22 protein-coding genes are annotated in these 26,306 nt (G+C 70.8%); 12 read left to right on the forward strand and 10 right to left on the reverse strand.

Annotation, left to right across the window (positions count from 1 at the left end; all coding sequences use genetic code 11):
• The first annotated feature begins 2 nt into the window (after nt 1–2).
• Entirely contained in the window at nt 3–1,226 is a 1,224-nt protein-coding gene (locus ACIQJT_RS34450; protein ID WP_402649710.1) for a DUF4185 domain-containing protein, read from the forward strand.
• Here ACIQJT_RS34450 and ACIQJT_RS34455 read toward each other — a convergent pair.
• On the reverse strand, nt 1,162–2,187 hold the full coding sequence (locus ACIQJT_RS34455; RefSeq protein WP_402649912.1) for a bile acid:sodium symporter family protein: 1,026 nt from the start codon (nt 2,185–2,187) through the stop codon (nt 1,162–1,164). The genes ACIQJT_RS34450 and ACIQJT_RS34455 overlap by 65 nt on opposite strands.
• A gap of 182 nt (nt 2,188–2,369) precedes the next feature.
• On the opposite strand from ACIQJT_RS34455, the gene ACIQJT_RS34460 reads away from it, so the two are divergent.
• Both ACIQJT_RS34460 and ACIQJT_RS34465 read left to right on the forward strand, forming a co-directional pair.
• Nucleotides 2,370–3,233: a LysR substrate-binding domain-containing protein gene (locus ACIQJT_RS34460; protein WP_365458749.1), complete on the forward strand. Its 864-nt coding sequence runs from the start codon at nt 2,370–2,372 to the stop codon at nt 3,231–3,233.
• A 321-nt stretch (nt 3,234–3,554) separates the two neighbouring features.
• Nucleotides 3,555–5,381: an AMP-dependent synthetase/ligase gene (locus tag ACIQJT_RS34465; RefSeq protein WP_365458746.1), complete on the forward strand. Its 1,827-nt coding sequence runs from the start codon at nt 3,555–3,557 to the stop codon at nt 5,379–5,381.
• 6 nt (nt 5,382–5,387) lie between these two features.
• Here ACIQJT_RS34465 and ACIQJT_RS34470 read toward each other — a convergent pair whose 3' ends face one another.
• Nucleotides 5,388–6,176 (reverse strand): heparin lyase I family protein, encoded by a 789-nt coding sequence (locus ACIQJT_RS34470; protein ID WP_402649711.1) that lies wholly within the window; start codon nt 6,174–6,176, stop codon nt 5,388–5,390.
• A 203-nt stretch (nt 6,177–6,379) separates the two neighbouring features.
• Between ACIQJT_RS34470 and ACIQJT_RS34475 the strand changes: the two genes are divergently transcribed.
• Nucleotides 6,380–7,216: an aldo/keto reductase gene (locus tag ACIQJT_RS34475; protein WP_365458740.1), complete on the forward strand. Its 837-nt coding sequence runs from the start codon at nt 6,380–6,382 to the stop codon at nt 7,214–7,216.
• A gap of 79 nt (nt 7,217–7,295) precedes the next feature.
• On the opposite strand, the gene ACIQJT_RS34480 is transcribed toward ACIQJT_RS34475, so the two are convergent.
• Both ACIQJT_RS34480 and ACIQJT_RS34485 read right to left on the reverse strand, forming a co-directional pair.
• Complete coding sequence (locus ACIQJT_RS34480; protein WP_365458737.1) at nt 7,296–7,997, reverse strand: SDR family NAD(P)-dependent oxidoreductase; 702 nt, start codon at nt 7,995–7,997, stop codon at nt 7,296–7,298.
• Nucleotides 7,998–8,113: 116 nt separating this feature from the next.
• The gene (locus tag ACIQJT_RS34485) at nt 8,114–9,028 is read right to left on the reverse strand and encodes a class I SAM-dependent methyltransferase (protein WP_402649712.1); all 915 of its coding nucleotides are present in this window, start codon (nt 9,026–9,028) and stop codon (nt 8,114–8,116) included.
• A gap of 112 nt (nt 9,029–9,140) precedes the next feature.
• Here ACIQJT_RS34485 and ACIQJT_RS34490 point away from each other — a divergent pair, with 112 nt between their 5' ends.
• On the forward strand, nt 9,141–9,953 hold the full coding sequence (locus ACIQJT_RS34490; protein WP_402649713.1) for a phytanoyl-CoA dioxygenase family protein: 813 nt from the start codon (nt 9,141–9,143) through the stop codon (nt 9,951–9,953).
• Between the two features lie 40 nt (nt 9,954–9,993).
• Here the strand turns inward: ACIQJT_RS34490 and ACIQJT_RS34495 are convergent, their stop codons facing one another.
• Nucleotides 9,994–11,709, reverse strand: coding sequence for a glycoside hydrolase family 6 protein (locus tag ACIQJT_RS34495; RefSeq protein WP_402649714.1), 1,716 nt, complete (start codon nt 11,707–11,709; stop codon nt 9,994–9,996).
• A gap of 103 nt (nt 11,710–11,812) precedes the next feature.
• Complete coding sequence (locus tag ACIQJT_RS34500; RefSeq protein WP_402649715.1) at nt 11,813–11,968, reverse strand: hypothetical protein; 156 nt, start codon at nt 11,966–11,968, stop codon at nt 11,813–11,815.
• Between the two features lie 666 nt (nt 11,969–12,634).
• Between ACIQJT_RS34500 and ACIQJT_RS34505 the strand changes: the two genes are divergently transcribed.
• A complete protein-coding gene (locus ACIQJT_RS34505; protein WP_402649716.1) occupies nt 12,635–15,550 on the forward strand; it encodes a glycoside hydrolase family 48 protein in 2,916 nt (971 codons plus the stop codon).
• Between the two features lie 271 nt (nt 15,551–15,821).
• Nucleotides 15,822–18,488, forward strand: coding sequence for a cellulose binding domain-containing protein (locus ACIQJT_RS34510; protein WP_402649717.1), 2,667 nt, complete (start codon nt 15,822–15,824; stop codon nt 18,486–18,488).
• A gap of 61 nt (nt 18,489–18,549) precedes the next feature.
• Here ACIQJT_RS34510 and ACIQJT_RS34515 read toward each other — a convergent pair whose 3' ends face one another.
• Together ACIQJT_RS34515 and ACIQJT_RS34520 are read right to left on the reverse strand one after the other, a co-directional pair.
• Nucleotides 18,550–20,421 (reverse strand): rhamnogalacturonan lyase, encoded by a 1,872-nt coding sequence (locus ACIQJT_RS34515; RefSeq protein WP_402649718.1) that lies wholly within the window; start codon nt 20,419–20,421, stop codon nt 18,550–18,552.
• 43 nt (nt 20,422–20,464) lie between these two features.
• A complete protein-coding gene (locus tag ACIQJT_RS34520) occupies nt 20,465–21,415 on the reverse strand; it encodes a YafY family protein (RefSeq protein ID WP_365458722.1) in 951 nt (316 codons plus the stop codon).
• A gap of 40 nt (nt 21,416–21,455) precedes the next feature.
• Between ACIQJT_RS34520 and ACIQJT_RS34525 the strand changes: the two genes are divergently transcribed.
• On the forward strand, nt 21,456–21,935 hold the full coding sequence (locus ACIQJT_RS34525; protein ID WP_402649719.1) for a hypothetical protein: 480 nt from the start codon (nt 21,456–21,458) through the stop codon (nt 21,933–21,935).
• On the forward strand, nt 21,932–22,408 hold the full coding sequence (locus ACIQJT_RS34530) for a hypothetical protein (RefSeq protein ID WP_402649720.1): 477 nt from the start codon (nt 21,932–21,934) through the stop codon (nt 22,406–22,408). Before ACIQJT_RS34525 ends, ACIQJT_RS34530 begins: the two co-directional genes overlap by 4 nt.
• On the opposite strand, the gene ACIQJT_RS34535 is transcribed toward ACIQJT_RS34530, so the two are convergent.
• Nucleotides 22,377–23,120: a class I SAM-dependent methyltransferase gene (locus tag ACIQJT_RS34535; RefSeq protein ID WP_402649721.1), complete on the reverse strand. Its 744-nt coding sequence runs from the start codon at nt 23,118–23,120 to the stop codon at nt 22,377–22,379. The two genes, ACIQJT_RS34530 and ACIQJT_RS34535, sit on opposite strands and share 32 nt — an antisense overlap.
• 4 nt (nt 23,121–23,124) lie before the next feature.
• Nucleotides 23,125–23,430, reverse strand: a complete 306-nt coding sequence (locus tag ACIQJT_RS34540; RefSeq protein WP_365458710.1) for a 4a-hydroxytetrahydrobiopterin dehydratase — start codon at nt 23,428–23,430, stop codon at nt 23,125–23,127.
• A gap of 199 nt (nt 23,431–23,629) precedes the next feature.
• Between ACIQJT_RS34540 and ACIQJT_RS34545 the strand changes: the two genes are divergently transcribed.
• From ACIQJT_RS34545 to ACIQJT_RS34555, 3 genes are all read left to right on the forward strand, one after another.
• The gene (locus ACIQJT_RS34545; RefSeq protein ID WP_365458707.1) at nt 23,630–24,454 is read left to right on the forward strand and encodes a helix-turn-helix transcriptional regulator; all 825 of its coding nucleotides are present in this window, start codon (nt 23,630–23,632) and stop codon (nt 24,452–24,454) included.
• 112 nt (nt 24,455–24,566) lie between these two features.
• Complete coding sequence (locus ACIQJT_RS34550) at nt 24,567–25,430, forward strand: helix-turn-helix transcriptional regulator (RefSeq protein WP_365458704.1); 864 nt, start codon at nt 24,567–24,569, stop codon at nt 25,428–25,430.
• Nucleotides 25,431–25,490: 60 nt separating this feature from the next.
• A complete protein-coding gene (locus tag ACIQJT_RS34555; RefSeq protein WP_402649722.1) occupies nt 25,491–26,291 on the forward strand; it encodes an SAM-dependent methyltransferase in 801 nt (266 codons plus the stop codon).
• The last annotated feature ends 15 nt before the right edge of the window (nt 26,292–26,306 follow it).

Genomic DNA, 26,306 nt, shown 5'->3' on the forward strand with positions numbered 1-26,306 from the left:
CCGTGCCCGAGGACGCACGAGCACGACAGCGGACCGGCACCGGCGTCGGTCTGCTGCTGGCGCTGGTGCTCGGAGCCGTGCTGCTCACCGCCCTCCCGGACGGCGGCGGGCGGGACGGCGACTGCACACCGCTCACCGTCGGCTCCTGGTCGGCGGACGACCGGCTCACCGGCGAGTTCGCCCGCTACGGCGACGACGGCGCCCGCGGCGACGACTGGACCGGCGGCGACGGCACCCACTCGGTACGGCTGCCCGACGGGCGGCTGCTGTGGCTGTTCTCCGACACCTACCTCGGCCAGGTGTACGCCCCGCCCGGCCCGCTCGGCGAGTCGCACCCCTGGCGCGACACCACCGCCCCTCTGGTGCGCAACTCGGCGGTGCTGATGCGCGACGGCCGGCTGGAGAGCACCCTCCCGGCACCCCTGTTCCCGGACCCGGGCCCGAACCAGTGGCGCTGGCCGGTCGCGGCCCGCGTGGAACCCCGCAGCCCCGGCTCGGACGAACAGGTCGTCCGGGTGCTGCTGTGGGTGCGGACGGCGGGACCGTACCCCTGGATCTACGGTGTGCCGACCGCCACCGAGGTCGCCACGCTCTCGCTGCCCGGCCTGCGTGTCGAGTCGATCACGAAGATCCTCGACGAGCAGCGGGTGGCGGACCCGTCCCGGCGGGTGCTGTTCGGGACCACGCTGGTCGGGGACGGCGGGTGGACGTACGTCTTCGGCGGCGACGACGGCCGGGCCGCGTCCCGGGCCGTGTCCTCGGCGTACGTGGCCCGGGTGCCGGAGGGCGGGCTCGCCGCGCCGGGCGCCTGGGAGTACTGGGACGGCTCGCGGTGGACGACCGGCACCCGTCCGCACCCGGTGCTCGGGGACGGGCGGCGCACCGGCGTGGGCAGCGCCTTCTCCGTCGTGCGGCGGGAGGGGACGTACGTGCTGTTCACCATGGCCGCGGGGGCGAAGGGGCTCGCGGCCGTGACCTCGTACTGGTCCTGCTCCCCCACCGGGCCCTGGCACGGTCCGGACAAGGACTTCACCCCGTCCCTGCCCTCCGGTCAGGTCGCCGCCTACAACCCGCAGGCGCACCCCGAACTCAGCGGCGGGGGGCGGCTGGTGCTCAGTTACGACGTCAACCGGCTGGAGACGGACCTCGCTTCGGCCCAGCTCAACCGGAACGTCGCGCTGTACCGACCGCGGTTCGTGACGCTGCGGCTGACTCCCGCGCACTGACCTCCCGGGACTCCTCCGCGACGGGGTCGTGCGAGCGGCGCTTGGCGATCACCGCGCAGACCATCAACTGCATCTGGTGGAAGAGCATCAGCGGCAGCACGGCGAGCGAGGCGTGCGCGCCGAACAGGACGCTGGCCATGGGGAGTCCGGAGGCGAGGGACTTCTTCGAGCCGGCGAACTGGATGGCGATGCGGTCCTCGCGGTCGAAGCGCAGCGCCTTGGCGCCGTACCAGGTCAGGGCGAGCATCAGGGCGAGCAGGACGGCCTCGACGATCAGGAGCCCGCCGAGCCTGAGCGGGCTCACCTGGTGCCAGATGCCCTGGACCATGCCCTCGCTGAACGCGGTGTAGACGACCAGCAGGATCGACCCGCGGTCGACCAGGCCGAGGATCTTCTTGTGGCGGGTGATGAAGCCGCCGATCCAGCGGCGCGTCAACTGGCCCGCCAGGAACGGCACCAGCAGCTGGAGCACGATCTCCAGGAGCGAGTCCGCCGAGAACCCGCCGCCGCTGCTGCCGAGCAGGGCGGCCGCGAGGAGCGGGGTGATGACGATGCCGACCAGGGAGGAGAAGGAGCCGGCGCAGATCGCGGCGGGCACGTTGCCGCGGGCGATCGAGGTGAAGGCGATCGAGGACTGGATGGTGGAGGGGACCAGGGTGAGGAAGAGCAGGCCCTGGTAGAGGGGGTCGGTCAGGAAGACCGGGACGAGGCCGCGGGCGGCCAGGCCCAGCAGCGGGAAGATCACGAACGTGCAGGCGAGGACCGTGACGTGCAGGCGCCAGTGCTTGAGGCCGTCCAGGGCCTCACGGGTGGACAGACGGGCGCCGTACAGGAAGAAGAGGAAGGCGATCGCCGCCGTGGAGGCTCCGGAGGCCACGTCCGCGGTGGTCCCGCGCGCCGGTACGAGGGCGGCGAGGCCCACCGTGCCGAGCAGCAGCAGGATGTACGGGTCGACCGGCATCCAGGCCGGCCACTTGAGGCGCTTCACGGTGCTCCACTTGCTCGTGTTCGACGACGGTACGGGGTCATGGCGGACACCTCCCTCAGGCCGGAGGGTCCCCCTCCATCGTCCTCCCTCACCCCTTGATCGGGAATCCCGCATACCACTCTGACTGTCATCATGTTCCGCGATAACCTGGGGCCGTGTACGACCCGTCGCAGTTGCGCACCTTCCTGGCGGTGGCGCAGACCCTGAGCTTCACCCAGGCCGCCCGGCGGCTGGGGCTGCGCCAGTCGACGGTGAGCCAGCACGTACGGCGCCTGGAGGAGGCCGCGGGGCGTCAGCTCTTCACCCGGGACACCCACTCCGTGGAGCTGACGGAGGACGGCGAGGCGATGCTGGGGTTCGCCCGGCGGATCCTGGAGGTGCACGACCAGGCGACGGCGTTCTTCACCGGCACCCGTCTGCGCGGGCGGCTGCGGTTCGGGGCGTCGGAGGACTTCGTGCTCACCCGGCTGCCGGAGATCCTCGAGGGCTTCCGGTACGACCACCCCGAGGTGGACCTGGAGCTGACGGTCGAGCTGTCGGGCACGCTGCACGAACGACTGGCGGCCGGGAAGCTCGACCTCGTGCTCGCCAAGCGGCGGCCCGAGGACCCCCGCGGTGAGCTGGTGTGGCACGACCGGCTGGTGTGGATCGGCGCGGAGCGGCTCCGCCCGGACGCGGACCGTCCGGTGCCGCTGATCGTCTACCCGCCGCCGGGGATCACCCGGACGCTGGCTCTCGAGGCCCTGGAGCGGCAGGGGCGGGAGTGGCGGATCGTGTGCACCAGCGGAAGCCTGAACGGCCTGATCGCCGCGGCGCGGGCGGGGCTGGGGGTGATGGCGCACTCCCGGGGGCTGGTGCCGCCGGGGCTGGTGGAGGTGCCCGACCGGTTCGGGCTGCCGGAGCTGGGGCGGGTGGACTTCGTGCTGGTGCACGGCCGCCGGCGGACGGCCGCGCAGGGGGCGGCCGAGGCGCTCGCCGCCGCGATCCTGGCGGGCGGGGACCGGCTGCACCGGGGGTGAGGGCTTCGGCCGAGTGACGCATCGCGGGTCGGTGGCGCTGAGGGAAGAGAAGGCGGCACCTCGTCGTGGGCAACCGTTTCACCAGCGCGGCGAGCCGTAACCGGGACGTACAGATTCCGTGGAGATTACGGCACCGAAACTTACTCAACCGTCAGTTTTCTGTCCGACCCTTCCCCATGTGAGGGCATTTTCCGGTACTGACCTGGCCATACGTGAGCACCCCTCGGCTTCGACCCCCCTCCCGCCCGCTGTCGGGGTGGGGTAGCTTTCACGGCGCTGTGCGGAGCTTCACTGAGCGCCAGGGAGAGCGGGGAGCGGGGTTTGCGCGAGTTCACCAACCCTCCGTTGGCGTTGGCACCCCCCGTGGGCGGACTGGCCGACGTCGTCTTCGAGCATGCCCAGAACGACCCCGTGCACATCGCCCTCGGCCGCAAGGACGAGAACGGCCGGTGGCGAGACGTGACCTCGGCGGAGTTCCGCGACGAGGTCATGGCCCTCGCCAAGGGATTGCTTGCCCAAGGCATCCGCTTCGGTGACCGGGTCGCGATCATGTCCCGCACCCGCTACGAGTGGACGCTCTTCGACTTCGCGCTGTGGACGATCGGCGCGCAGGTGGTGCCGGTCTACCCCACCTCCTCCGCCGAGCAGTGCTTCTGGGCGCTGTACGACGCCGAGTGCACGGCCGCGATCGTGGAGCACGAGGACCACGCGATGACCATCGCCACGGTCATCGACCGGCTCCCGCGACTGCACCGGCTCTGGCAGCTCGACTCCGGCGCCGTGCAGGAGCTGTACGACGCCGGCGCCGCCATCGAGGACGAGGTGGTGCACCGCCACCGCCAGGCGGTCACCCCGGACTCGGTCGCGACGATCATCTACACCTCGGGCACCACCGGCCGTCCCAAGGGCTGTGTCATCACCCACGGCAACTTCATGTACGAGGCGGACACCGTCATCGAGCGCTGGGAGCCGGTGTTCCACTCCAAGAAGGGCGACGAGGCGGCGACCCTGCTGTTCCTGCCGCTCGCGCACGTCTTCGGCCGGATGGTCCAGGTCGCGGCGATCCGCGGCGGGGTCCGCTTCGGCCACCAGCCGCAGATGAACGCGGCCGCCCTGCTGCCGGACCTCGCCGCGTTCAAGCCGACCTTCTTCCTCGGGGTGCCGTACATCTTCGAGAAGGTGTTCAACGCCTCCCGCCGCAAGGCCGAGAAGGAAGGGAAGGCCGGCCCCTTCGAGAAGGCCGTCGACGTGGCGGTGAAGTACGCGGACGCCATGGAGGCCAAGGCCTGGGGCGTCGGTCCCGGCCCCTCGGCGGGGCTGCGGATGCAGCACCAGCTCTTCGACAAGCTCGTCTACTCCAAGATGCGGGCGGCCATGGGCGGCCGCATCAGACACGCCATGACCGGCGGTTCGGCCATGGACCGCAAGCTGGGCCTGTTCTTCGCCGGCGCGGGCGTGCACATCTACGAGGGGTACGGCCTCACCGAGTCCACGGCGGCCGCCACCGCCAACCCGCCCGAGCGCACCCGCTACGGCACGGTCGGCCAGCCCATCCCGGGCATGACCGTGCACATCGCGGACGACGGCGAGGTCTGGCTGCACGGCGCCAACGTCTTCCAGGGCTACCTCAACAACGAGAAGGCCACCGACGAGGCCCTGCACGACGGCTGGCTCGCCACCGGCGACCTCGGCTTCCTCGACGAGGACGGCTACCTCACCATCACCGGCCGCAAGAAGGAGATCCTCGTCACCTCCGGCGGCAAGAGCGTCTCCCCCGGCGTGCTGGAGGAGCGGGTCCGCGACCATCCGCTGGTCTCGCAGTGCATCGTCGTGGGCAACGACCGGCCCTACGTCGCCGCCCTCGTCACCCTCGACCAGGAGGCGGTCGAGCACTGGCTGGGGATGCGCGACAAGCCCCGGATGTCCCCGGCCGAGCTCGTGCGCGACGCCGACCTGGAGACCGAGGTGCGGCGCGCGGTGGTGGCCGCCAACACCCTGGTCTCGCAGGCCGAGTCGATCCGCACCTTCCGCATCCTGGCGCAGCCCTTCACCGAGGAGCACGGGCTGCTGACGCCGTCGCTGAAGCTGAAGCGCAAGGCGATCGAGACGGCGTACGCGAACGAGGTCGAGGCGCTGTACCGGGCCTGAGCCGTCTCACACGAGCTGGTAGCCGCGCAGGTCGGTCAGCAGCAGATAGGTGTCCTGGAGGGACCCCGAGGTGTCACCCAGGGAGCGGTAGATGCCCCACTTCGGGCGCACCCGGTCCGCCAGGAAGGTGTCGACCCCGGTCTTCGACGCGTCGACCACCGTGGCGCCGCCCGACCTGAGGATCCAACGGACCGAGCCCGCCGAGCCGTTGCCCACCTTGATCTGGAAGTCGACGTCGGTCCACCTGTCGTGCAGCGGGTCGAGGCTGGTGCGGCCCACCAGGGTGTCGCTGTCGAACAGCTTCAGTTCGATGGTCTGCGCCCCGTTCACCCGCCGCAGGGACTGCACGACGATCGGCGAGGTGCCGGTGCCCGGCTGCTTCATCTGCATGATGTGGGTGAAGCTGGTGGTCGCCTTCAGGGAGCTCGGGATGTACATCGAGTAGGTGACCCGCCAGGTCTGGCCCTCGGTCCACCGCAGGTAGCTGCTGCCGCTGGTGCGCAGCCCGGTGACCTCCTGGCGCTGGCGGTCGGTCGAGGTGTCGCGGTCGGCCATGTGGATGTTGAAGCGCCAGTTGTTGCCGGTGGCGTAGATGTGGGGCTGTCCGCCGGGGTGCGAGTCGGCCCGGTCGTCCTCGACCGTCTCGAAGGCGCCGAGGCCGTCACCGCTCGCGGTCGGCGCCCACTTCTGCTGCCAGGAGGCGGCGTGCGCGGCCGTGGCGGCGGGCAGGCCGGCCGCCGCTCCCGCGGCCCCGGCGAGGGCGGCGCCCAGCAGTGCCCTTCTGGATGTGCTCATGACATACATCACCTCACAGATCGGCGGTGTTCACATTCATGTACGGCGTTCAGTGACACAATCCAGAGTCGCCGCAGGGCCGTTGGCGGTCAATGGTCCGGACCAAAGTGACCGGACGGATTCTCCCGTCAGGAATGCATCACGGCTTGTGATCGTTGACGATGGGAGAACCATCTGACGACAACCGTAAGGATCAAGAGCTCGTGAGCAGCAAGGTCCCCCCGATCATCCTCAACAACGGCGTCGAGATGCCCCAGCTCGGTTTCGGCGTCTGGCAGGTGCCGGACGACGAGGCCGAACGCGCCGTCGCCACCGCGCTCGAGGCCGGGTACCGCAGCATCGACACAGCGGCGATCTACGGCAACGAAACGGGCACCGGAAAGGCCATCGCGGCCTCCGGAGTGGCCCGTGAGGACATCTTCGTCACGACCAAGCTCTGGAACAGCGACCAGGGCTACGACTCGACCCTGCGCGCTTTCGACACCTCGCTGGACAAGCTCGGCCTGGACTACGTCGACCTGTACCTGATCCACTGGCCCACGCCCGCACGCGACCTGTACGTCGACAGCTACAAGGCGTTCGAGAAGCTGTACGCGGACGGCCGGATCAAGGCCATCGGCGTCTCCAACTTCGAACCCGAGCACCTGAAGCGGCTGATCGCCGAGACGTCCGTCGTCCCGGCCGTCGACCAGATCGAGCTGCACCCGCACCTCCAGCAGCACGCCGCACGCGAGTACCACGCGGAGCAGGGCATCGCGACCGAGGCCTGGTCGCCGCTCGGCTCCGGCAAGGGCCTCCTGGAGGTCCCGGCCGTCGTGGCCATCGCCCAGAAGCACGGCCGCACCCCGGCCCAGATCGTGCTGCGCTGGCACCTCCAGCTGGGCAACGTGGTCATCCCCAAGTCCGTGACCCCGTCCCGGATCAAGGAGAACATCGAGGTCTTCGACTTCAGCCTGGACGACGAGGACCTGGCGGCGATCAGGGCGCTCAACGAGGACAGGCGCCTCGGCCCGGACCCGGCGACGTTCAACGCCGCCTGACGGCACAGCGGTTCGGCCGGCGGCGGGCCCCTGGATCAGGGTCCCGCCGCCGGCCGTCGTGCGTCCGGTGCCCCGCGGCTCAGACGGGCTGCCCGACCGGCCGGACGACCACGGTGTTGATGTCGACGCCCTCCGGCTGCCGTACGGCCCACACGACCGAGGCGGCGATCTGGTCCGCGGTGAGCAGGTGCCCCGGCGGCAGGCTGCCGTAACTGTCCCAGAACGGCGTCTCCGTCCGGCCGGGGGCGATCAGGGTGACGCCGACACCGAACTCGGTGACCTCACGGCGGGTGTTCTCGGCGAGCCCGGTCACCGCCCACTTCGTCGCCCCGTAGATGTTGCCGGGCGTGTGCACGAACCCGGCGACGCTGCCGACCAGGACGATCCGGCCGCGGCTCTCCTTGAGCGCGTCGATGGAGGCGCGGATCAGGAGGGCGGGGCCGAGCACGTTGGTCAGCACCATCTCGGACCAGCCGGCCGGGTCTCCCGCGGCCACGGTGTCATGGGTGGCGAAGCCCGCGTTGGCCACGACCGTGTCCAGCCGGCCGAACTCCTTGAGCGTGCCGTCCACGGCGGCCCTGACGTCGCCGTACTCGGCCGCGTTGCCGACGAACGTCAACAGCCCCTCCGGGTTGCCCAGTTCCTCGGCGAAGGCCCGCAGCCGCGGCTCCCCACGACCGGTGACGGCCACCCGGTGCCCCGCGTCGAGCAGTTGCCGCGCGACCGCGGCCCCGATACCGCTGCCACCGCCGGTGATGAGCGCGACCGGTGATTCGGACATGGCTTCCCCCTGTGTGTCTGCTGTGCGTCTGCGTCAACTCGTGGACGCCGGGGAGTACATCAGTTGAAGCGCTCTCGAAGTCAAGTGCCGCAGCGCACGCCTGCGGTGTCCCCTCCTCAGCCGGTCCGCACCGCCGTGTGCACCGTGTGCGCCGCCAGCAGGAACACGTCCGCCCGGCGGTGCACGCTCGCCGTGTCCTCGGGGTCGAGCAGCCGGTCGAGGGTGGTGCGGTCGTCCGCGTCCAGGTGGTCCGCGAAGACGTCCCGCAACCGGCCCAGCGACGCGGCGACGTACGCACGGGCCCGGTCGGTCGTCGGTGCCGGAAGGTCCAGCATGAAGCTGCGCGTCCCGGTGTGCCGCAGCCCGGCGGAGGCCATCAGCGCGGGCCAGTCCTCGACCTCCGGGACGGAGTCGGGCAGGTCCGCGCGCATCTGCGCGAACCACTCCTCCTCCAGCGCGTCCAGCCGCGCCTGGAGCCCGGGCCGTCCGATCCCGATGTCCCGGGGCAGGAAGCGTGCCGGCAGTCCGCCCTCCATCAACGCCAGGGTGCCGCCCCGCGCCAGCCGGGAGGCGAACGCGGCGATGCCGGCCCGCTGGTCGCCCAGGTGGTGCAGGCTCCGGCTGGCCCAGAGCAGGTCGACGGGGTAGTCCAAGTCGTCGAGGATGCCCGGCAGTTCACCGGTGAGGGTGCCGAAGCGGTCGGCGACCCCGAGCCGCTCGGCCCGGGCCCGGGCCCGCTGAAGCAGCGGCTCGGCACCGTCGACGGCGACCACCCGGGCCGCCGGGAACGCCTCGGCGAGCAGACAGGACAGCACCCCGGGCCCGCTGCCCGCGTCGACGACCAGCCCCGGCTCGGTCTGCTTGTGCCCGAGCCAGGCCAGCGCCCGCTCGTAGAGGGGGGTGAAGAGTTCGGCCTGGGTCTCCAGGTGTTCGGCCATCCTGGACCAGTCGATGTCGGTGTGGTCGTGGTGGTGACCACCGTGGACGTGACCGTGCTCGTCGTGACCGTGCTCGTCGTGATCGTGCGCCATGGTGCCAGCCTCTCCTCGGGATGCGGCCAGCGTGCGCCGACGCACCGCGATGACACCAGCGATGTTGCCACGACAGCAAAAAGCACGGCAAAGCGGACGCAAAGAAAAGGGGATGCGCCCGCCCCCGCCGGTCCCCCACGATGACCCCATGGACGACGAACTGGTGGAGCGCTTCCTCGACGACGGCTTCGTACGGATCGAGGGCGCCTTCCCGCCCCGCGTCGCCCAGCACTGCGCGTCGCTGCTGTGGCGGGAGACGGGCTACGACCGTGAGGACCGGGCCACCTGGAAGGACCCGGTGGTCTGGGTGGCCGACATGGCGCAGGGCCCGTTCGCGGCGGCCGCCAACACTCCGGTCCTGCACGAGGCGTTCGACCTGCTGGTGGGCGAGGACCGCTGGCAGTCCCGCTACTCACTGGGCAGCTTCCCGTTGCGGTTTCCGCACGCGGAGGAACCCGACGACGCGGGCTGGCACATCGAGGGCAGCTACCTCCCCGAGGGCGCCCCGGCCGGGATGTACCACACCAATCTGCGGTCCCGGGACCGCGCCCTGCTGATGCTGTTCCTGTTCAGCGAGGTCACCGAGGCGGACGCCCCGACCCGCATCAGGGTGGGCTCCCATCTCGACGTCCCCGCGGTCCTGGAGCCGTACGGCGAACAGGGCGCGTCCTTCCTGGAGTCGGGCCCCGCGGTCGCCGAGGCCTCGGCCCACCGCCCGCTCGCCCACGCCACCGGCAGCCCCGGCGACGTCTACCTCTGCCATCCCTTCCTCGTGCACGCGGCCCAGCCCCACCACGGCACGAACCCCCGTTTCATGGCACAGCCGCCACTGCTCACGGCGCGGCCGCACGTGCTGGACCGGCCGGACGGCGACTACTCGGCGGTGGAGTACGCGATCCGCCGGGGCCTGGCCAAGGAGCACTGACCGGACCCCGGCGGGGGTGTCGCGTCCCGTGGTCGGCGGACTACAGCGCCGGGTACGCGTTCTTCATGAGCTCCTGGAACTGCGCGGAGAACCAGTGCCCCGACAGCGGGGCGTTCGGCAGCGCACCGGACATGTTGTTGTTGTTCCGCGGGTTGCCGGTGTACGTCGGGTCGCACATCCGGTCGAAGCCCTTGCCCTCGTCGTTCGGGACGGCCGAGCTGGCCCCGTCGGACTCACCCGGAGGCTTGATCCACACGTAGGCGTCGATCCCGGCGGCCGGGCTGGCCTTCGGACGCTCACCGAGACCGGCACCCGCCTGGTTGCACCAGTTGCCGACGTGGATGCGCCGGTCGATCTTGCCGCCGTTGACGTAGGTGTCCACGTCGGTCATGGCACCGGGGCCGGTGGGCCGGGCGGAGCCGCCCCAGCCGTTGCGGGAGGTGTCGATCAGCATGCCGACGCCCGCCGGGAAGCCCTGGTTCACGGCCTCCTGCCGGAACGCCTGGGCGTAGGAGAGCTCGTCGACGTACCGGTTCCAGTCGACCCACTTCGACTCGCGCACGGACTTGCCGTTCACGGAGTCGTTGATGGTGAAGTTCGGCTCCTTCAGCGCGCTGTAGTTGGCGGTGTTGGTGATGAAGCCCTGCACGTCGTTGATCGTGGCGCCCTCGGCGGTGGCGGCCTGCTTGATCTGCTGGACGGTCGCGGAGAAGTTGTCGTCCCAGCCGAGCCAGCCGTGGTGCCCGGCGTCCACGTAGTTGTAGACGTTGGGGGCGTCACCGAGCTTGTTGAGCGCGTAGCCGACGCCCTTGACGTAGTTGCCGTTGGCCTTCATCGTGTCGCAGTTCGCGGTGGCCGTGGCCCGCGGCGTGACGTTGGTGACGAGGCTCGGCAGCGAGTCGATCTCGACCGTGTTGACGATCCGCAGCGAGGCGTACTTGGGGTCGGCGAGGATCGCGGCGATCGGGTCGATGTACTGCGTCTTGTACTTGTCGATCTCCGTCGGGCCCAGTTCGCCGTTGGAGGCGAGGGCCGAGCAGTCGCGTCCGGGCAGGTCGTAGATGACCAGCTGGACGACGAGCTCTCCCGAGCCCTTCTGCTTCAGCGCCTCGTCGAGATGGGCGCGCAGTCCCATCTTGCCGCCGGTGCCGTTGATCGCGGCGATCCGGTCCAGCCACACGCCGGTGGGCTGGTTGGAGATGCGGCTGCCCCCCGGTTCCGCGGCGGCGTTGGCGGACCACTCGGGATTCACGTACACCTTGGCGCCCGCGTACGGGTTGTCGACCCGGGTGCCCGGGGTGCCGGGGTCGGTCGGGCCCGGGTCGGTGGGGCCGCCGCCGTCGACGTTGCAGGTCACCCCGTCGAGGGTGAACGTGGCCGGCACGGCGTTGGTGCCGCTGTAGGAGCCCTGGAAGCCGAAGCTGGCCGAACCACCGGTGGGGAGCGTGCCGTTGTAGCTCTCGTTGGCGGCGGTGACGGCCGTTCCGCTCTGACTGATCTTGGCGTTCCAGCCGCTGGTGACCTTCTGGTTCCCGGCGTACGACCACTTCAGCGACCAACTCGACTTGGCGGCGCTGTTGTTGGTGATCGTGACGGCGGCGGTGAATCCGGTGTCCCACTGGTTCTGCACCTTGTAGTCCACGGTGCAGGGGACGGCGGCGATACCTGCGTCCCCGGGGGTCACGGCGAGCGCGGTCCCGGAGGCCCCGGCGACGAGCGCCAGGGCAGCGAGGAGCGCTGTTCTCGTACGACTCATGAGTGCGGGTTTCCTTCTCGTTCGCGGGAGTTGTCCGTCGAGCGGGTGGTGGAGCGGGTGCGGTCCGGTGACCGGGTGCGGTCCGTTCAGGGCGCGCAGACGGTCACGCAGCCCGGTGCCGAACGCTGTGGATGTGCAGTCGCTGCTGATCAGGGACGGCCCCGAGGGGCAGTCCCAGGTGTTCCGGGCGGGCGACACCGCCGGCCGGGATCAGGTCGGCGGCGCCGGTGCCCCGGACGCTGTCGACGAGGTCCCGCATGCCGGCGGCCCGGTACCCGATGTCCGGGCAGGTGGCGCGGTCCGGCAGGGCTCGTCGAACAGGTCGGCACTGCGCGTCGAGGCGGGGTGCGTCGAATCCGAGCGGGCGCGGGTTCGACGCCCGGGCAACTGCGCACGCCGCCCGTGTTGTTGGTGACGAGCACGGACCCCTGGAAGCCGCTGTCCCGCTGACCGGTGACGAAATGCTCCACCGAGCAGGCGGGGGCGGCACCGGACGCCGTGACCACCGGAACCGGCACGGACCCGAGGAGGGCGACCGCGTCGGCCACGGCTACTGCCGTGCCCGGGGGGATGAGCCCCGGACCCCCGGCGGACGAACGGGCCGACCAGCGTGACCGGCGCGATCTCCGCGGGGCGGACCCGAGTAAAAGTGCTGAACGCGGGGGGTGTCGCATGAGCGACTCCTTGCAGATCAGCGCGCCGTCACGGACGCGTCGACTGATGGAATCGCTCCCACTGGTGTTGAGGAAGGTAGCGCCAAGTGACGGCAAAGAACAGGGGGTTACTTGACTTTTCCCAGGCCCCGTTCGTCGAATCTTTTCGACTCTTCAAGCACCTTGACCCCTTGAACGCACGTCTCCACTATGGGAGCGCTCCCACTGGTTCAAGCCTTGACTTCTCCGAGCCGCACAAGGAGGAACCAGCAATGCCCCCCACCAGGAGACGCCGGACCGCCCGGCGATTGTGGACCGCTGTCGTGGCGGCCCTGGCACTGCCGTTCGCGATGCTGAGTGCGGCTTCGACTCCCGCACAAGCAGCCGCAGTTCAGTGCAGTGTCGACTACAAGACCAACGACTGGGGCTCCGGTTTCACCGCGGATCTGACGATCACCAACCGCGGCACGGACGCCATCAACGGCTGGACCCTGACGTACGGCTACACGGGCAACCAGAAGCTGAGCAACGGCTGGAACGGCACCTGGAGCCAGTCCGGCCAGACGGTCACGGTCAAGAACGCCACGTACAACGCGAACATCGCCGCGGGTGCCGCCGTCACCACCGGGGCGCAGTTCACCTACAGCGGCACCAACGCGGCGCCCACCGACTTCGCCGTCAACGGGACCAGTTGCACCGGTGCCCACCAACCGCCCATCACCGTGCTGACCAGCCCGGCGGCCGGCGCGGTCTACACCCAGGGCACCGCGGTCCCGCTCGCCGCGACGGCCGCCGCGGCGGACAACGCGACCATCAGCAAGGTGGAGTTCTACGACAACACCACGCTGCTCGGCACCGACACGACCTCGCCGTACTCGCTCTCGGTTTCAAGCTTGACCGTGGGCAGTCATTCACTGCTCGCGAAGGCGTACGACAGCCTGGGCGCGTCCGCGGAGTCCACGCCGGTCGGCATCACGGTCGCCTCGGGGCCCGCGGTCGTCGCCTCGGCCACCCAACTGGCCGTGCAGCAGGGCAGGACGGGCACGTACACCGTGAAGCTGTCGACCCAGCCCTCGGCCAACGTGACGGTCACGACCACCAGGACCGGCGGCAACTCGGGTCTGTCGGTGACCGGCGGGGCCTCGCTGACCTTCACCCCGTCGAACTGGAACACCGCGCAGACGGTGACCATCACCGCCGACTCCTCCGGCACCGGCGCGGCGACCTTCGAGTCGACGGCGACCGGCCACGCGAAGGCCTCGGTGAACGTCACCCAGATCGCGGCGACGGGCACGTACAACGCCCGGTTCCTGGATCTGTACGGCAAGATCACCAACCCGGCGAACGGCTACTTCTCCCCCGAGGGCATCCCCTACCACTCGGTGGAGACGCTGATCGTCGAGGCGCCGGACCACGGCCACGAGACCACCTCGGAGGCATACAGCTACCTCCTGTGGCTCCAGGCCATGTACGGCAAGGTGACGGGCGACTGGTCCAAGTTCAACGGCGCCTGGGAAATCATGGAGAAGTACATGATCCCCACGCACGCCGACCAGCCGACCAACTCCTTCTACAACGCCTCCAAGCCGGCCACCTACGCGCCCGAGCTGGACACCCCGAACGAGTACCCGGCGAAGCTGGACTCCTCGGTCTCGGTGGGTTCGGACCCGATCGCCGGTGAGCTGAAGAGCGCGTACGGCACGGACGACATCTACGGCATGCACTGGCTCCAGGACGTCGACAACGTCTACGGCTACGGCAACTCGCCCGGCAAGTGCGAGGCCGGGCCGACGGACACCGGACCGTCGTACATCAACACCTTCCAGCGCGGCGCGCAGGAGTCGGTGTGGGAGACGGTGCCGCAGCCGACCTGCGACCAGTTCAAGTACGGTGGCAAGAACGGGTACTTGGACCTGTTCACCGGTGACTCGTCGTACGCCAGGCAGTGGAAGTTCACCAACGCCCCGGACGCCGACGCGCGTGCCGTGCAGGCCGCGTACTGGGCCGCCAAGTGGGCGAAGGAGCAGGGCAAGGGCTCCGACGTCTCGGCGACCGTGGGCAAGGCCGCGAAGATGGGCGACTACCTGCGCTACGCCATGTACGACAAGTACTTCAAGAAGATCGGCAACTGTGTCGGTCCGTCCACCTGCGCGGCCGGTACCGGCAAGGACGCCTCGATGTACCTGCTGTCCTGGTACTACGCCTGGGGCGGCGCCACCGACACCTCGGCGGGCTGGGCCTGGCGCATCGGATCCAGCCACGCGCACGGCGGCTACCAGAACCCGATGGCCGCGTACGCGCTGAGCTCGTACGCCGACCTGAAGCCCAAGTCGGCCACGGGCGCGACGGACTGGAACACCTCGCTCACCCGCCAGATCGAGTTCTACCGCTGGCTCCAGTCCGACGAGGGTGCCATCGCGGGCGGTGCGACGAACAGCTGGGCGGGCCGCTACGCGCCTCCCCCGGCCGGGAAGTCGACGTTCTACGGCATGTACTACGACCAGCAGCCCGTCTACCACGACCCGCCGTCCAACCAGTGGTTCGGCTTCCAGGCGTGGTCGATGGAGCGGGTCGCCGAGTACTACCAGCAGACGGGGAACGCGCAGGCCAAGGCGGTCCTGGACAAGTGGGTCAAGTGGGCGCTGTCCAAGACCACGATCAACCCGGACGGCACCTACCAGATCCCGTCGACGTTGCAGTGGTCGGGCCAGCCCGACACCTGGAACGCGTCGAGCCCCGGTGCCAACAGCGGGCTGCACGTCACCGTCGCCGACTACACCAACGACGTCGGTGTGGCCGCCGCGTACGCCAAGACCCTGACGTACTACGCGGACCGCAGCGGTGACACCGCCGCCGCCGGCACGGCGAAGGCCCTGCTGGACGGCATGTGGACCAACTACCAGGACAGCCTCGGCATCGCGGTACCGGAGAACCGGGCGGACTACAACCGCTTCGACGACCCGGTGTACGTGCCGAGCGGCTGGACCGGGACCATGCCCAACGGCGACGCCGTCAACTCCTCGTCCACCTTCGAGTCGATCCGGTCGTTCTACGAGGACGATCCGGCCTGGTCGAAGATCGAGGCGTATCTGAAGGGCGGCGCGGTGCCGTCGTTCACGTACCACCGGTTCTGGGCCCAAGCGGACATCGCCCTGGCCATGGGTTCGTACGCGGAGCTTCTGGAATAGCCCCCGCCAAGCGCTCCGCGAAAAGGTCGGCTGTCGTCTGCGGGTCCGTTGTGGCTGGTCGCGCAGTTCCCCGCGCCCCTGAAAGCGCTACAGGCACCGCTCCTTCTCCGGAACCGCTTGAAAGGCTCCGCGTATGAGGCCCCGTCACCTGACGACGGGGCCGACCAGCCGGGCGGCCCCCTCCCGCACTGGGGGTCGCCCGGCACCTCTCGCACCGTTCGGAAAGCGCTTTCCCTCCCGCTCTCCCCCCTTTCCGGAAAGGACTCCCCCCGTGCGAAGAACCCGCATCCTCACGGCCGTGCTCGCGCTCGCGGCCGGGCTGCTCGCCGGCACCCCGCCCGCACTGGCGGCCGACAGCACCGCGAAGGTCCCGCTCGCCGCCGACACGTACACCTGGAGGAACGCCCGGATCGACGGCGGCGGTTTCGTGCCGGGCATCGTCTTCAACCGCAAGGAGAGGAACCTGGCGTACGCCCGCACGGACATCGGCGGCGCCTACCGCTGGCAGGAGTCCTCGAAGACCTGGACACCGCTGCTCGACTCGGTCGGCTGGGACGACTGGGGTCACACGGGCGTGGTCAGCCTGGCCTCCGATCCCGTGGACCCGGACAAGGTGTACGCGGCCGTGGGGACGTACACCAACGACTGGGACCCGAAGAACGGCGCGGTCATGCGGTCCTCGAACCGGGGCGCGAGCTGGCAGAAGACCGTCCTGCCGTTCAAGCTCGGCGGGAACATGCCGGGGCGGGGCATGGGCGAACGGCTGGCGGTCGACCCGCACCGGAACAGCGTCCTGTACCTCGGAGCACCCAGCGGCAAGGGGCTGTGGCGGTCGACGGACTCGGGCGTGAGCTGGTCGCAGGTGGCGAACTTCCCCAACGTCGGCAACTACCGGCAGGATCCGGGCGACACCAGCGGTTACGCCAGTGACAACCAGGGCGTCGTGTGGGTCACCTTCGACGAGCGGACAGGCACGTCCGGGAGCGCGACACAGACGATCTACGTCGGGGTCGCCGACGTCCAGAACTCGGTGTACCGGTCGACGGACGGCGGTGCGACCTGGAGCCGGCTCGCCGGGCAGCCGACCGGCTACCTGGCCCACAAGGGCGTCCTGGACGCGGCGAACGGCTACCTGTACCTCGCCTACAGCGACAAGGGCGGCCCGTACGACGGCGGCAAGGGCCAGGTGTGGCGGTACGCGACGGCGACCGGCGCCTGGACGGACATCAGCCCGGTGGCGGAGGCCGACACCTACTACGGCTTCAGCGGACTGACCGTGGACCGGCAGAGACCCGGCACGGTCATGGCCACCGCCTACAGCTCCTGGTGGCCGGACACCCAGATCTTCCGCTCCACGGACAGCGGGGCGACCTGGACGAAGGCGTGGGACTACACGTCGTACCCCAACCGCGCGAACCGCTACACCATGGACGTGTCGTCGTCCCCGTGGCTGACGTGGGGCGCGAACCCGTCGCCACCCGAGCAGACGCCCAAACTCGGCTGGATGACCGAGTCGTTGGAGATCGACCCGTTCAACTCCGACCGAATGATGTACGGGACGGGGGCGACGGTCTACGGCACGGAGAACCTCACGAACTGGGACTCCGGCGGCCAGTTCACCATCAGGCCGATGGTGCAGGGCCTGGAGGAGACGGCGGTCAACGACCTGGCGTCACCGCCTTCGGGTGCCCCGCTGCTGAGCGCGCTGGGTGACGTGGGCGGCTTCCGGCACACGGACCTCACCAAGGTCCCGTCGATGATGTTCACCTCCCCGAACTTCACCACGACCACGAGTCTGGACTTCGCCGAGACGAACCCGAACACGGTGGTGCGGGTCGGCAATCTCGACTCGGGGCCGCACATCGCGTTCTCGACGGACAACGGGGCCAACTGGTTCGCGGGCAGCGACCCTTCGGGCGTGAGCGGGGGCGGAACGGTGGCCGCCGCCCCGGACGGCAGCCGGTTCGTGTGGAGCCCTGCCGGCACAGGTGTGCAGTACACGACGGGCTTCGGTTCCTCCTGGTCGGCGTCGAGCGGCATCCCGGCCGGGGCGATCGTGGAGTCGGACCGGGTGGACGCGAAGACCTTCTACGGCTTCAAGTCCGGGAAGTTCTACGTGAGTACGGACGGCGGAGCGACGTTCACGGCGTCCGCGGCGACCGGCCTGCCCGCCGGGGACAGCGTGCGCTTCAAGGCGGTGCCGGGGGTGAAGGGCGACGTCTGGCTGGCCGGCGGGGCGGCCGACGGGGCGTACGGGCTGTGGCACTCGACGAACTCGGGCACGAGCTGGACGAAGCTCGCGAACGTCGACCAGGCCGACGCGATCGGCTTCGGGAAGGCGGCACCGGGGGCGTCGTACCAGACGCTCTACACCAGCGCGAAGATCGGTGGCGTCCGGGGCATCTTCCGCTCCACGGACAAGGGCGCGAGCTGGACCCGGGTCAACGACGACGCCCACCAGTGGGGCTGGACCGGCGCGGCGATCACCGGTGACCCGCGGGTGTACGGGCGGGTGTACGTGTCGACCAACGGCCGGGGCGTGATCTACGGCGACACGTCCGACACGGGCGGGGGCGGCGGCACCGATCCGACCGACCCGCCGGATCCGACTCCGTCGGGCGCCTGCGCGGTGACCTACAAGATCACCAACCAGTGGTCGGGCGGCTTCCAGGCGGACGTCCAGCTGACGAACACGGGCTCCAGTGCCTGGTCCGGCTGGTCACTCGGCTGGACCTTCGCCGACGGCCAGACGGTCTCCCAGGCATGGAACGCCACGGTCACCCAGTCCGGTGCGACGGTCACCGCCAAGAACGTCGGCTGGAACGCGGGCGTGGCGGCGGGCTCTTCCGTGAGCTTCGGCTTCACGGGGAGCTGGTCGGGAACGAACGCGAAACCGGCCGCCTTCGAGGTGGGCGACCAGAACTGCACCGTGCTCTGAACCGGCCCGCGCGAAGAGACCCCGCCCGGCGGTGCCGGGCGGGGTCTGCGAGCGTCCGGGGTCAGGGGGTGTAGACCGTCGGCCTGGGCGCCGTCGGCATGCCGTTGCCGAGGAAGAAGCTCGGGTGCGGGGGCTGGTTGTAGGCCGTGTTCTGCCAGGCCAGGCCCGTGCGGTACATCGTGTCGTGGAGCAGGGTCGTGATCTTCGTCGACGTCTCGATCGGGGTCGAGTAGATCCGCAGGGCCTTGTTGTCCGACGTCGGCCAGACGACCTCCTCGCGCCAGTCGCCGAGGATGTCGCCGGACAGGGACGGGGTGGCCTTGGTGCCGTTGTTGGAGTGGACCGACGCCCCGGTCAGCAAGCGGGTGTCCGACGAGGTGCCGTACTTGTCGATGTGGGTGCCGTCGAGGAGTTCGCGGACCGTGTCGCCGTCCCACCAGGACAGGAAGTTCACCGAGGACGGCTCGCGGCCCTTCGTGGCACCGGCCTCGTCACGGATCGAGGTGTCGGAGGCCGACCAGACCTCGGCACCGTCGTTGCCCGCCCAGATGTCCCCGGCCACGCCACGGCCGTTGTCGCAGCAGGCGGCCAGTTTCCAGTTCACCGTGCCGTTCGCCGGGTTGACGTACAGCGCGGCCGGCTGGGACGTCGACTCGGAGACCTTGAAGTACTCCAGGCCCGCGTGCGAGGGGTCGAGGTCGCCGAGGTGCTGGGCGTCGCCGTGGCCCGTCCTCGTGGTCCACAGCCCGTTGCCGTTGTCGTCCACCGCCATCGCCCCGTAGACGATCTCGTCCTTGCCGTCGTTGTCGACGTCCCCGACGGACAGACTGTGCGAGCCCTGACCGTCGTAGCCCTTGCCGCTGTTGGTCGAGGAGTTGGTGTCGAAGGTCCAGCGGCGGGTGAAGGCGCCGCCCCGCCAGTCCCAGGCCGCGATCACGGTGCGGGTGTAGTAGCCGCGGGCCATGATCAGGGAGGGACGCGCCCCGTCCAGGTAGGCGGTTCCGGCCAGGAAGCGGTCCACCCGGTTGCCGTACGAGTCGCCCCACGACGACACCGTCCCGCGCGCCGGGACGTAGTCGACGCTCTGCATCGCCTTGCCGGTACGGCCGTTGAACATCGTCAGGTACTCGGGGCCCGACAGGACGTAGCCGCTGGAGTTGCGGTGGTCGGCCGACGCGCTGCCGATCACCGCACCCGTGCCGTCGACCGTGCCGTCCGACGTCTTCATCGCGATCTCGGCGGTACCGTCGCCGTCGTAGTCGTAGACCTGGAACTGCGTGTAGTGCGCGCCGGAGCGGATGTTGCGGCCCAGGTCGATGCGCCACAGCCGGGTGCCGTCGAGCCTGACCCCGTCGAGGATCGTGTTGCCGGTGTAGCCGGACTGGGAGTTGTCCTTGGCGTTGGTGGGCTGCCACTTGAGGACGAGGTCCAGGGCGCCGTCGCCGTCGAGGTCGGCCACGGACGCGTCGTTGGCCTCGTAGGTGTAGGCGACGCCGTCGGGGGTCGTGCCGCCGGCCGGCGGGCTGATCGGCACGTCCTTGTAGCCGGCGCGGAACTGGACCGCGTGGACCGAGTCGGACTGCTCGACACCGCCGACGACCGCGCGGACCGTGTAGTCGGCCTCGGCGGGCGCGCCGGAGTGGAACCAGTTCGTGGAGCCGGTGACCGGCGTGGAGTTGACCTTGGTGCCGGCCCGGTAGACGTTGAAGGACACGTCGTTCGGGTCGGTGCCGAGCCAGCGCCAGCTCACCAGGTTGCCGCCGGCGGTGTGCACGCTGACCACGCCCCGGTCGAGCTTCTCGACCTGGCGGGCGGTGGCGGCCTCGGCGGAGCCGGGGTTCAGGACGGTGAGTCCCGCGGCCACGAGGGCGGTCGCGCCGGTGACCGCCGAGAGGAGGACGCGGCGTCTGCGGTGCGGGTGGGGGTGCTGCACGGGTGAACCTCCGAAGCAGTGGGGGACGGACGGGTTCCGTCCCTCAGTCGCCGCACGGAGGGGCCGGGTTGCCGTATCTTCCGGCCAGTTCGGCGATCGTTCGTGCCATGCGCTCGCGCAGTTCGGGGGGTTCCAGGACCTCGATGCCGGTGCCCAGGCGCAGGAACTCGCCCTCAGCGTGACCGAGGGACTCGACGGCGACCCGGGCGACGGTCCAGCCGTCGGGGTCGACGCGGTCGTGGACCGCCCTGGGCAGCCGTACGCCCGGTGCCATCCGCACGACCGCCTCCTGCCGGTACAGCCGGTCGTGGAAGTCCCGCTGGTAGGACGTCCAGTGGGCGGCCAGATCGAAGCCCTCGGGGCGGCTGAACTCCTCCTGTGTGCAGTCCAGTTCGAGGATCTGGTCCACACGGAAGGTGCGCGGGCCCGGCCCCGCGACGACGTACCAGCGCCCCGCCTTCAGCACCAGCCCGTACGGCTCCAACCGCCGTTCCACGTCCGTCGGTTCGGCCCAGCGGCGGTACACCACCCGCAGCACCCTGCTGTTCCACACCGCCTCCGCCACCTGCGGCAGGTACGGGGCCTCCTCGGCCTGCGCGTACCAGCCGGGCGCGTCGAGGTGGAAGCGGCCGCTGATCCGGTCCGCGTGGGCCCGCAGTTCCGCCGGCAGCGCGGCCCGCACCTTGGTCTGGGCGGCGGCGAGGACCGGGCCGAGGCCGAGTTCGGCGGCCGGTCCGGGGGCGCCGGCCAGGAACAGGGCCTCCGCCTCGTCCCGGGTGAGCCCGGTCAAACGCGTGCGGTAGCCGTCGAGCAGACGGTAGCCGCCGGCGTGTCCCGCGTCGCCGTAGACCGGGACGCCGGCCGCGCCGAGCGCCTCGACGTCCCGGTAGACGGTGCGCACGGAGACCTCCAGCTCCTCGGCGAGCTGGGCGGCGGTCATCCGGCCCCGGGTCTGGAGCAGGAGGAGGATCGAGACGAGTCGGCCGGCCTTCACTGACACAGGATGTCAGTGGAGCGGGTCTAGCGTCCCGGACATGGCTTTCACCGAGAAGCTGCTGACCGTGCCACCGCCGATCGAGGTCGCCGGCCGGCACGTCAAGCGCTACCACGTCACCGACGATCCGGCCGGCATCGCGCCCGACGTCGAGAAGGCGGCGTACGAGATCCTCCCGGAGCTGCTGCCGGAGCCGGACGGCACCCCGCCAGCGAGCTTCGTCGTGCTGCACCGGGGCGGGGACACCGGCGCCTATCTCAACGCCTACAGCTGGGTGTGGGACAACGTGCTGCACTTCCGGGGCGCCGCCGCAGGGCAGCCGGCGCTCCGCTGCCCGGACGTCGATCCCACCCACTTCGTCGTGCCGGACCTGCCCTGGATCGGCTGCGTCTGGGAGCTGCCGCCGATCCTGCACGAACGGGACGCCTGGGTGCGGCATCTGCTCGCACCCGAAGTCCCGGACCTCCAGGCCTACCTGGCCGACTCGCTGCCCGAAGGAACCACGGGGGACCGCTCATGAGCAGCCCGCACGACTTCGACTTCTTCCACGGCGACTGGGAGGTCCGCAACCGCCGCCGGGCCGACTTCCTCGACCCGGACAGCGCCTGGGAGGAGTTCCCCGCCACCAGCCGCTGCCGGCCGCTGTTCGACGGGGCCGCGAACATCGACGAGATCGACCTGCCGCACCTGGACGCGAAGGGAGCGACCCTGCGGCTCTACGACCGGGAGAGCGGGCAGTGGTCGCTGTACTGGGCCACGAGCCGCAGCGGAACGCTGTTCCCGCCGGTCGTGGGAGGGTTCGAGGACGGTCGCGGCGTGTTCCACGGCGACGACACCTACGGCGGAAGAGACGTGCGGGTGCGGTTCGTGTGGGCCGGCGTGTCCCCGGCCGCGGCCCACTGGGAGCAGGCCTTCTCCGTCGACGGCGGGGAGAGCTGGGTGACCAACTGGACCATGGACTTCAGCCGGCCTTCCGGAACGCCCGGACACTGAACACCGGGTCGGGGCGCGGGAGTTCCTGGTCGGGCAGTGCCTCCACGCGGGCGGCGAAGGCTTCCGTGCGCGGGTCGCCGGGCGGCAGCAGGGTGAACCAGCCGCGCCGCAGGTCGGCGGCGGTCCGCCGGGGGCTGCGGCCCTGGCCGCGGCCCTGGAAACGGGCCCGGCCGGCCGGGTGCAGGAGGTGGCCGGCGGCGTACGACTCGACGAGCGGCGACGCGTCCGGGGCCGGGCGGCGCGGGCGCGGGGCGAGGACGGCGTCGATGTCGCTGCCGACGTCGTGGGCGGCCGCCTTGTCGACGGTGGTGACCCACACCCCGCCCGGTCTCAGCACCCGGGCGCACTCGGCGACCACGGCCCGCACGTCCTCCGGCCGGTCGAGGAGGTGCAGCAGCCACACACTGGTGACGGCGTCGAACACGCCGTCCGGGAACGGCAGCGCCCGGCTGTCGGCGAGCACGACCGCGCCGGGCAGCCGTGCGGCGGCCATGCGGGCCATGCCGTACGTCAGGTCGGCGCCGGTGACCCGGGTCGCGGGCCGGGCTGCGGCGAGCCTGCGGGTGACGATCCCGGTGCCGCAGGCCACGTCGAGCAGGCGGCGGGTGTCCGGCGGGATCAGGCCGAGCACGGCGTCGGCGGCCGCGGCGGCCCTGGGTTCGCCGCCGCGGGTGGCGTCGTAGGCGTCGGCCTCCTTGTCGTAGTCGAGCACCGGCTCACTGGGCCCCGTGACCGGCGGCGAGCGCCTCCACGCGCTGGGCGAGCCCGAAGTCCTTCTCGGTGAGGGCGCCGCCCGCGCTGTGCGTGTGCACGGACAGCGCGACCGTGTCGTAGCCGAGGGTGAGGTCGGAGTGGTGGTCGAGCTCCTCCTGGACCTGGGCGATGTGCACGACCATCGCCGTGGCCGCGAAGTGGGTGCCGAGGCGGTACGAGCGGGTGAGGCGGCCGTCGTCGACGGACCAGCCCGGCAGCTCCGCGAGCCGGTCCTCGATCTCCTTCTGCGACAGGGGTTCGACGGGCATGGCCACGCTCCTTCCTGGGGGGGGTCGGTGTCCTCAGCGTCCCACACCTGTGCCGCCGCGGCCCTGGTCAGGAGGGTGCCCGGTGGCCGGCCGGGAATACCGCCGGCGGCCGGGCCGTCGGGGAGCGCGGTGATCCGGCCTGCCGGGGCCACCGGTCGCGGGCCCGCTCGTCCCCCCGCTTCTCGACTACCGTCGCGGTATGACCACGCTCCCCTCCCCCGCTGCCACCCCTTCCGGCCACGGCGTCGGTCCGCTGCTGCGCGCCTGGCGGGAACAACGGCGGGTCAGCCAGCTGGAGTTGGCGCTGCGGGCGGACTCCAGCGCCCGGCACATCAGTTTCGTCGAGACGGGCCGCTCCCGCCCGAGCGAGGAGATGGTGCTCCGGCTCGCCGAGCACCTGGAGGTTCCGGTGCGGGAGCGCAACGCCCTGCTGCTCGCGGCCGGTTACGCCCCGCGCTTCCCCGAGACCCCGCTGGACGATCCGGCGCTGGGCGCCGTGCGGGAGGGGATCGAGCGGCTCATCCAGGGCTACGAGCCCTACCCGGCGCTGGTGTTCGACGCCGGGTACCACGTCGTGGCCGCGAACCGGGGCATCATGATGCTCCTCGACGGCGTCCCGGAGTCCCTGCTCCGGCCCCCGCTCAACACCATGCGTCTCACCCTGCACCCGCAGGGCCTCGCCCCGCGCATCCGCAACCTGCGGGAGTGGCGCGGCCATCTGCTGGAACAGATGCGGCGGCAGATCGCGCTGCGCCGCTCGGAGTCGCTGCGGGACCTGTACGAGGAGGTGGCCGCGTACCCCGTGCCCGAGACCGGGTCCGTGGACGGTTCCGAACAGGCGGAGCCGGTGCCGTACTTCGCGCTGCCGATGCGGATCGAGCACGAGGGGCGGACGCTGTCGTTCGTGTCGTCCACGTCCACCTTCAACACGCCCATGGACGTGACCGTCGCCGAGCTGGCCATCGAGACGTTCCTCCCGGCCGACCCGGCGACGGTCAAGCACCTGCACTCGCTGCTGCCGTGAAGGGGCGGGTCCCGGGCCGGAGCGGTGAGGAGGGAAACGGCCGTGACCGGTGAGACCGGCAGCGGAACATGGCACACTGCACGCAAGCTTCGACGCGTAGGGGAGGCGTGGCGTGAGTGAGCGGCGACCTGCGCCGACCGTGGGCCAGGTGGTGCTCGGCAGACGGCTCCAGGAACTGCGGGAGGCGGCCGGCCTCAAGCGTGAGGAGGCCGCGCAGGTACTGCGGGTGGCCCCCGCCACCGTGCGCCGGATGGAGATGGCCGAGGTCGCCCTGAAGATCCCCTACGTCCAGGTGCTCCTGGAGACGTACGGGGTGCCCGGGGACCAGGTCGAGGCCTTCGTCCAGTTGGCCGAGGAGGCGAACAGGCCGGGGTGGTGGCAGCGGTTCCACGACGTGCTGCCCGAGTGGTTCAGCCTGTACGTGAGCCTGGAGGGCGCGGCCGGCATCATCCGCTCCTACGAGCCGCACTTCGTGCCCGGGCTCCTCCAGACCGAGGCGTACGCGCGTGCCGTGATGGAGGCGGGCACGATCGGGCAGGCGGGTTCCGAGGCGCTGGAGCGGCACGTGTCGCTGCGGATGGCCCGGCAGCAGCTCCTGGAGCGGCCGAACGCCCCCCACCTGTGGGCGATCATGGACGAGACGGTGCTGCGCCGCCCGGTCAGCATCCGCTCCGAGGTGATGCGCGAACAGCTCGACAAACTGCTGGAGTTCGCCGAGCGGGACCGGGTCACGCTCCAGGTGTGCGAGTTCGAGGACGGGCCGCACCCGGGGACGTACGCGCCCTTCTCGCTGTTCCGCTTCACCGAGCCGGAGCTGCCCGACCTGGTCTTCACCGAGTACCTGACCGGTGCGCTGTACCTCGACTCCCGCCAGGAGGTCGCCACGCACCTGGAGGTCCTGGACCACATGTCGGCGCGGGCCGCGTCGGCCGAGCGCACGAAGAAGCTGCTGCGGGAGCGCCGCGAGGACTTCTGAGCGGGCCGCACGACGACCCGCCAGGGCACCACGACCACGTCACAGGGGAGATGACACCGCATGACCGGATCCGACGCGGCGGCCCCCGCCGTCGACACCAGCCGGCCCCACCCCGCCCGGGTGTACGACTGGTGGCTGGGCGGCAAGGACAACTATCCGGTGGACGAGGAGCTGGCCCGCCGGATCCTCGCCGTGGACGGCACGGTGGTGCGCGGGGCGCGCGCCAACCGGCGCTTCATGCACCGGGCGGTGCGGACGACCGCCGAGGCCGGCATCCGACAATTCCTCGACATCGGCACCGGCATCCCCACCGAGCCCAACCTGCACCAGGTGGCGCAGGAGGTGGCCCCCGAGTCGAAGGTCGTGTACGCGGACAACGACCCGATCGTCCTCAGGCACGCGCAGGCCCTGCTGCACAGCACCCCCGAGGGCGCCACGAACTACGTCCACGCCGATGTCCGCGACCCGGACACCATCCTGCGGCTGGCCGCCGAGACCCTGGACTTCTCGCAGCCGATCGCGCTGTCCCTGGTGGCGCTCACCCACTACCTGGACGACGACGTGTACGCGCTGCTCCAGCGGTACCTCGCCGAGCTCGCCCCGGGCAGTTACCTGATCCTCTCCCAGGTCACACCCGATCTGAGCCCCACGGCCATCGAGAAGGCCGCGGAGCAGTTCCGCCGCAGCGGCACGCCCTTCTTCCCCCGTTCGCTCGCCGAGTTCTCCCGCTTCTTCGACGGTCTGGAGCTGCTCGGCCCCGGGGTGATCCCGGTGTCGGGCTGGCGTCCGGGTCCCGAGGACGTGGCGGCCCAGGCCGAGGGCATCGTGCCGGTGTACTCCGGGGTCGCACGCAAGGTCTGACCCGTACGGGCGCCG

It is taken from the genome of Streptomyces sp. NPDC091972 (assembly GCF_044756385.1).
Lineage (GTDB): Bacteria > Actinomycetota > Actinomycetes > Streptomycetales > Streptomycetaceae > Streptomyces.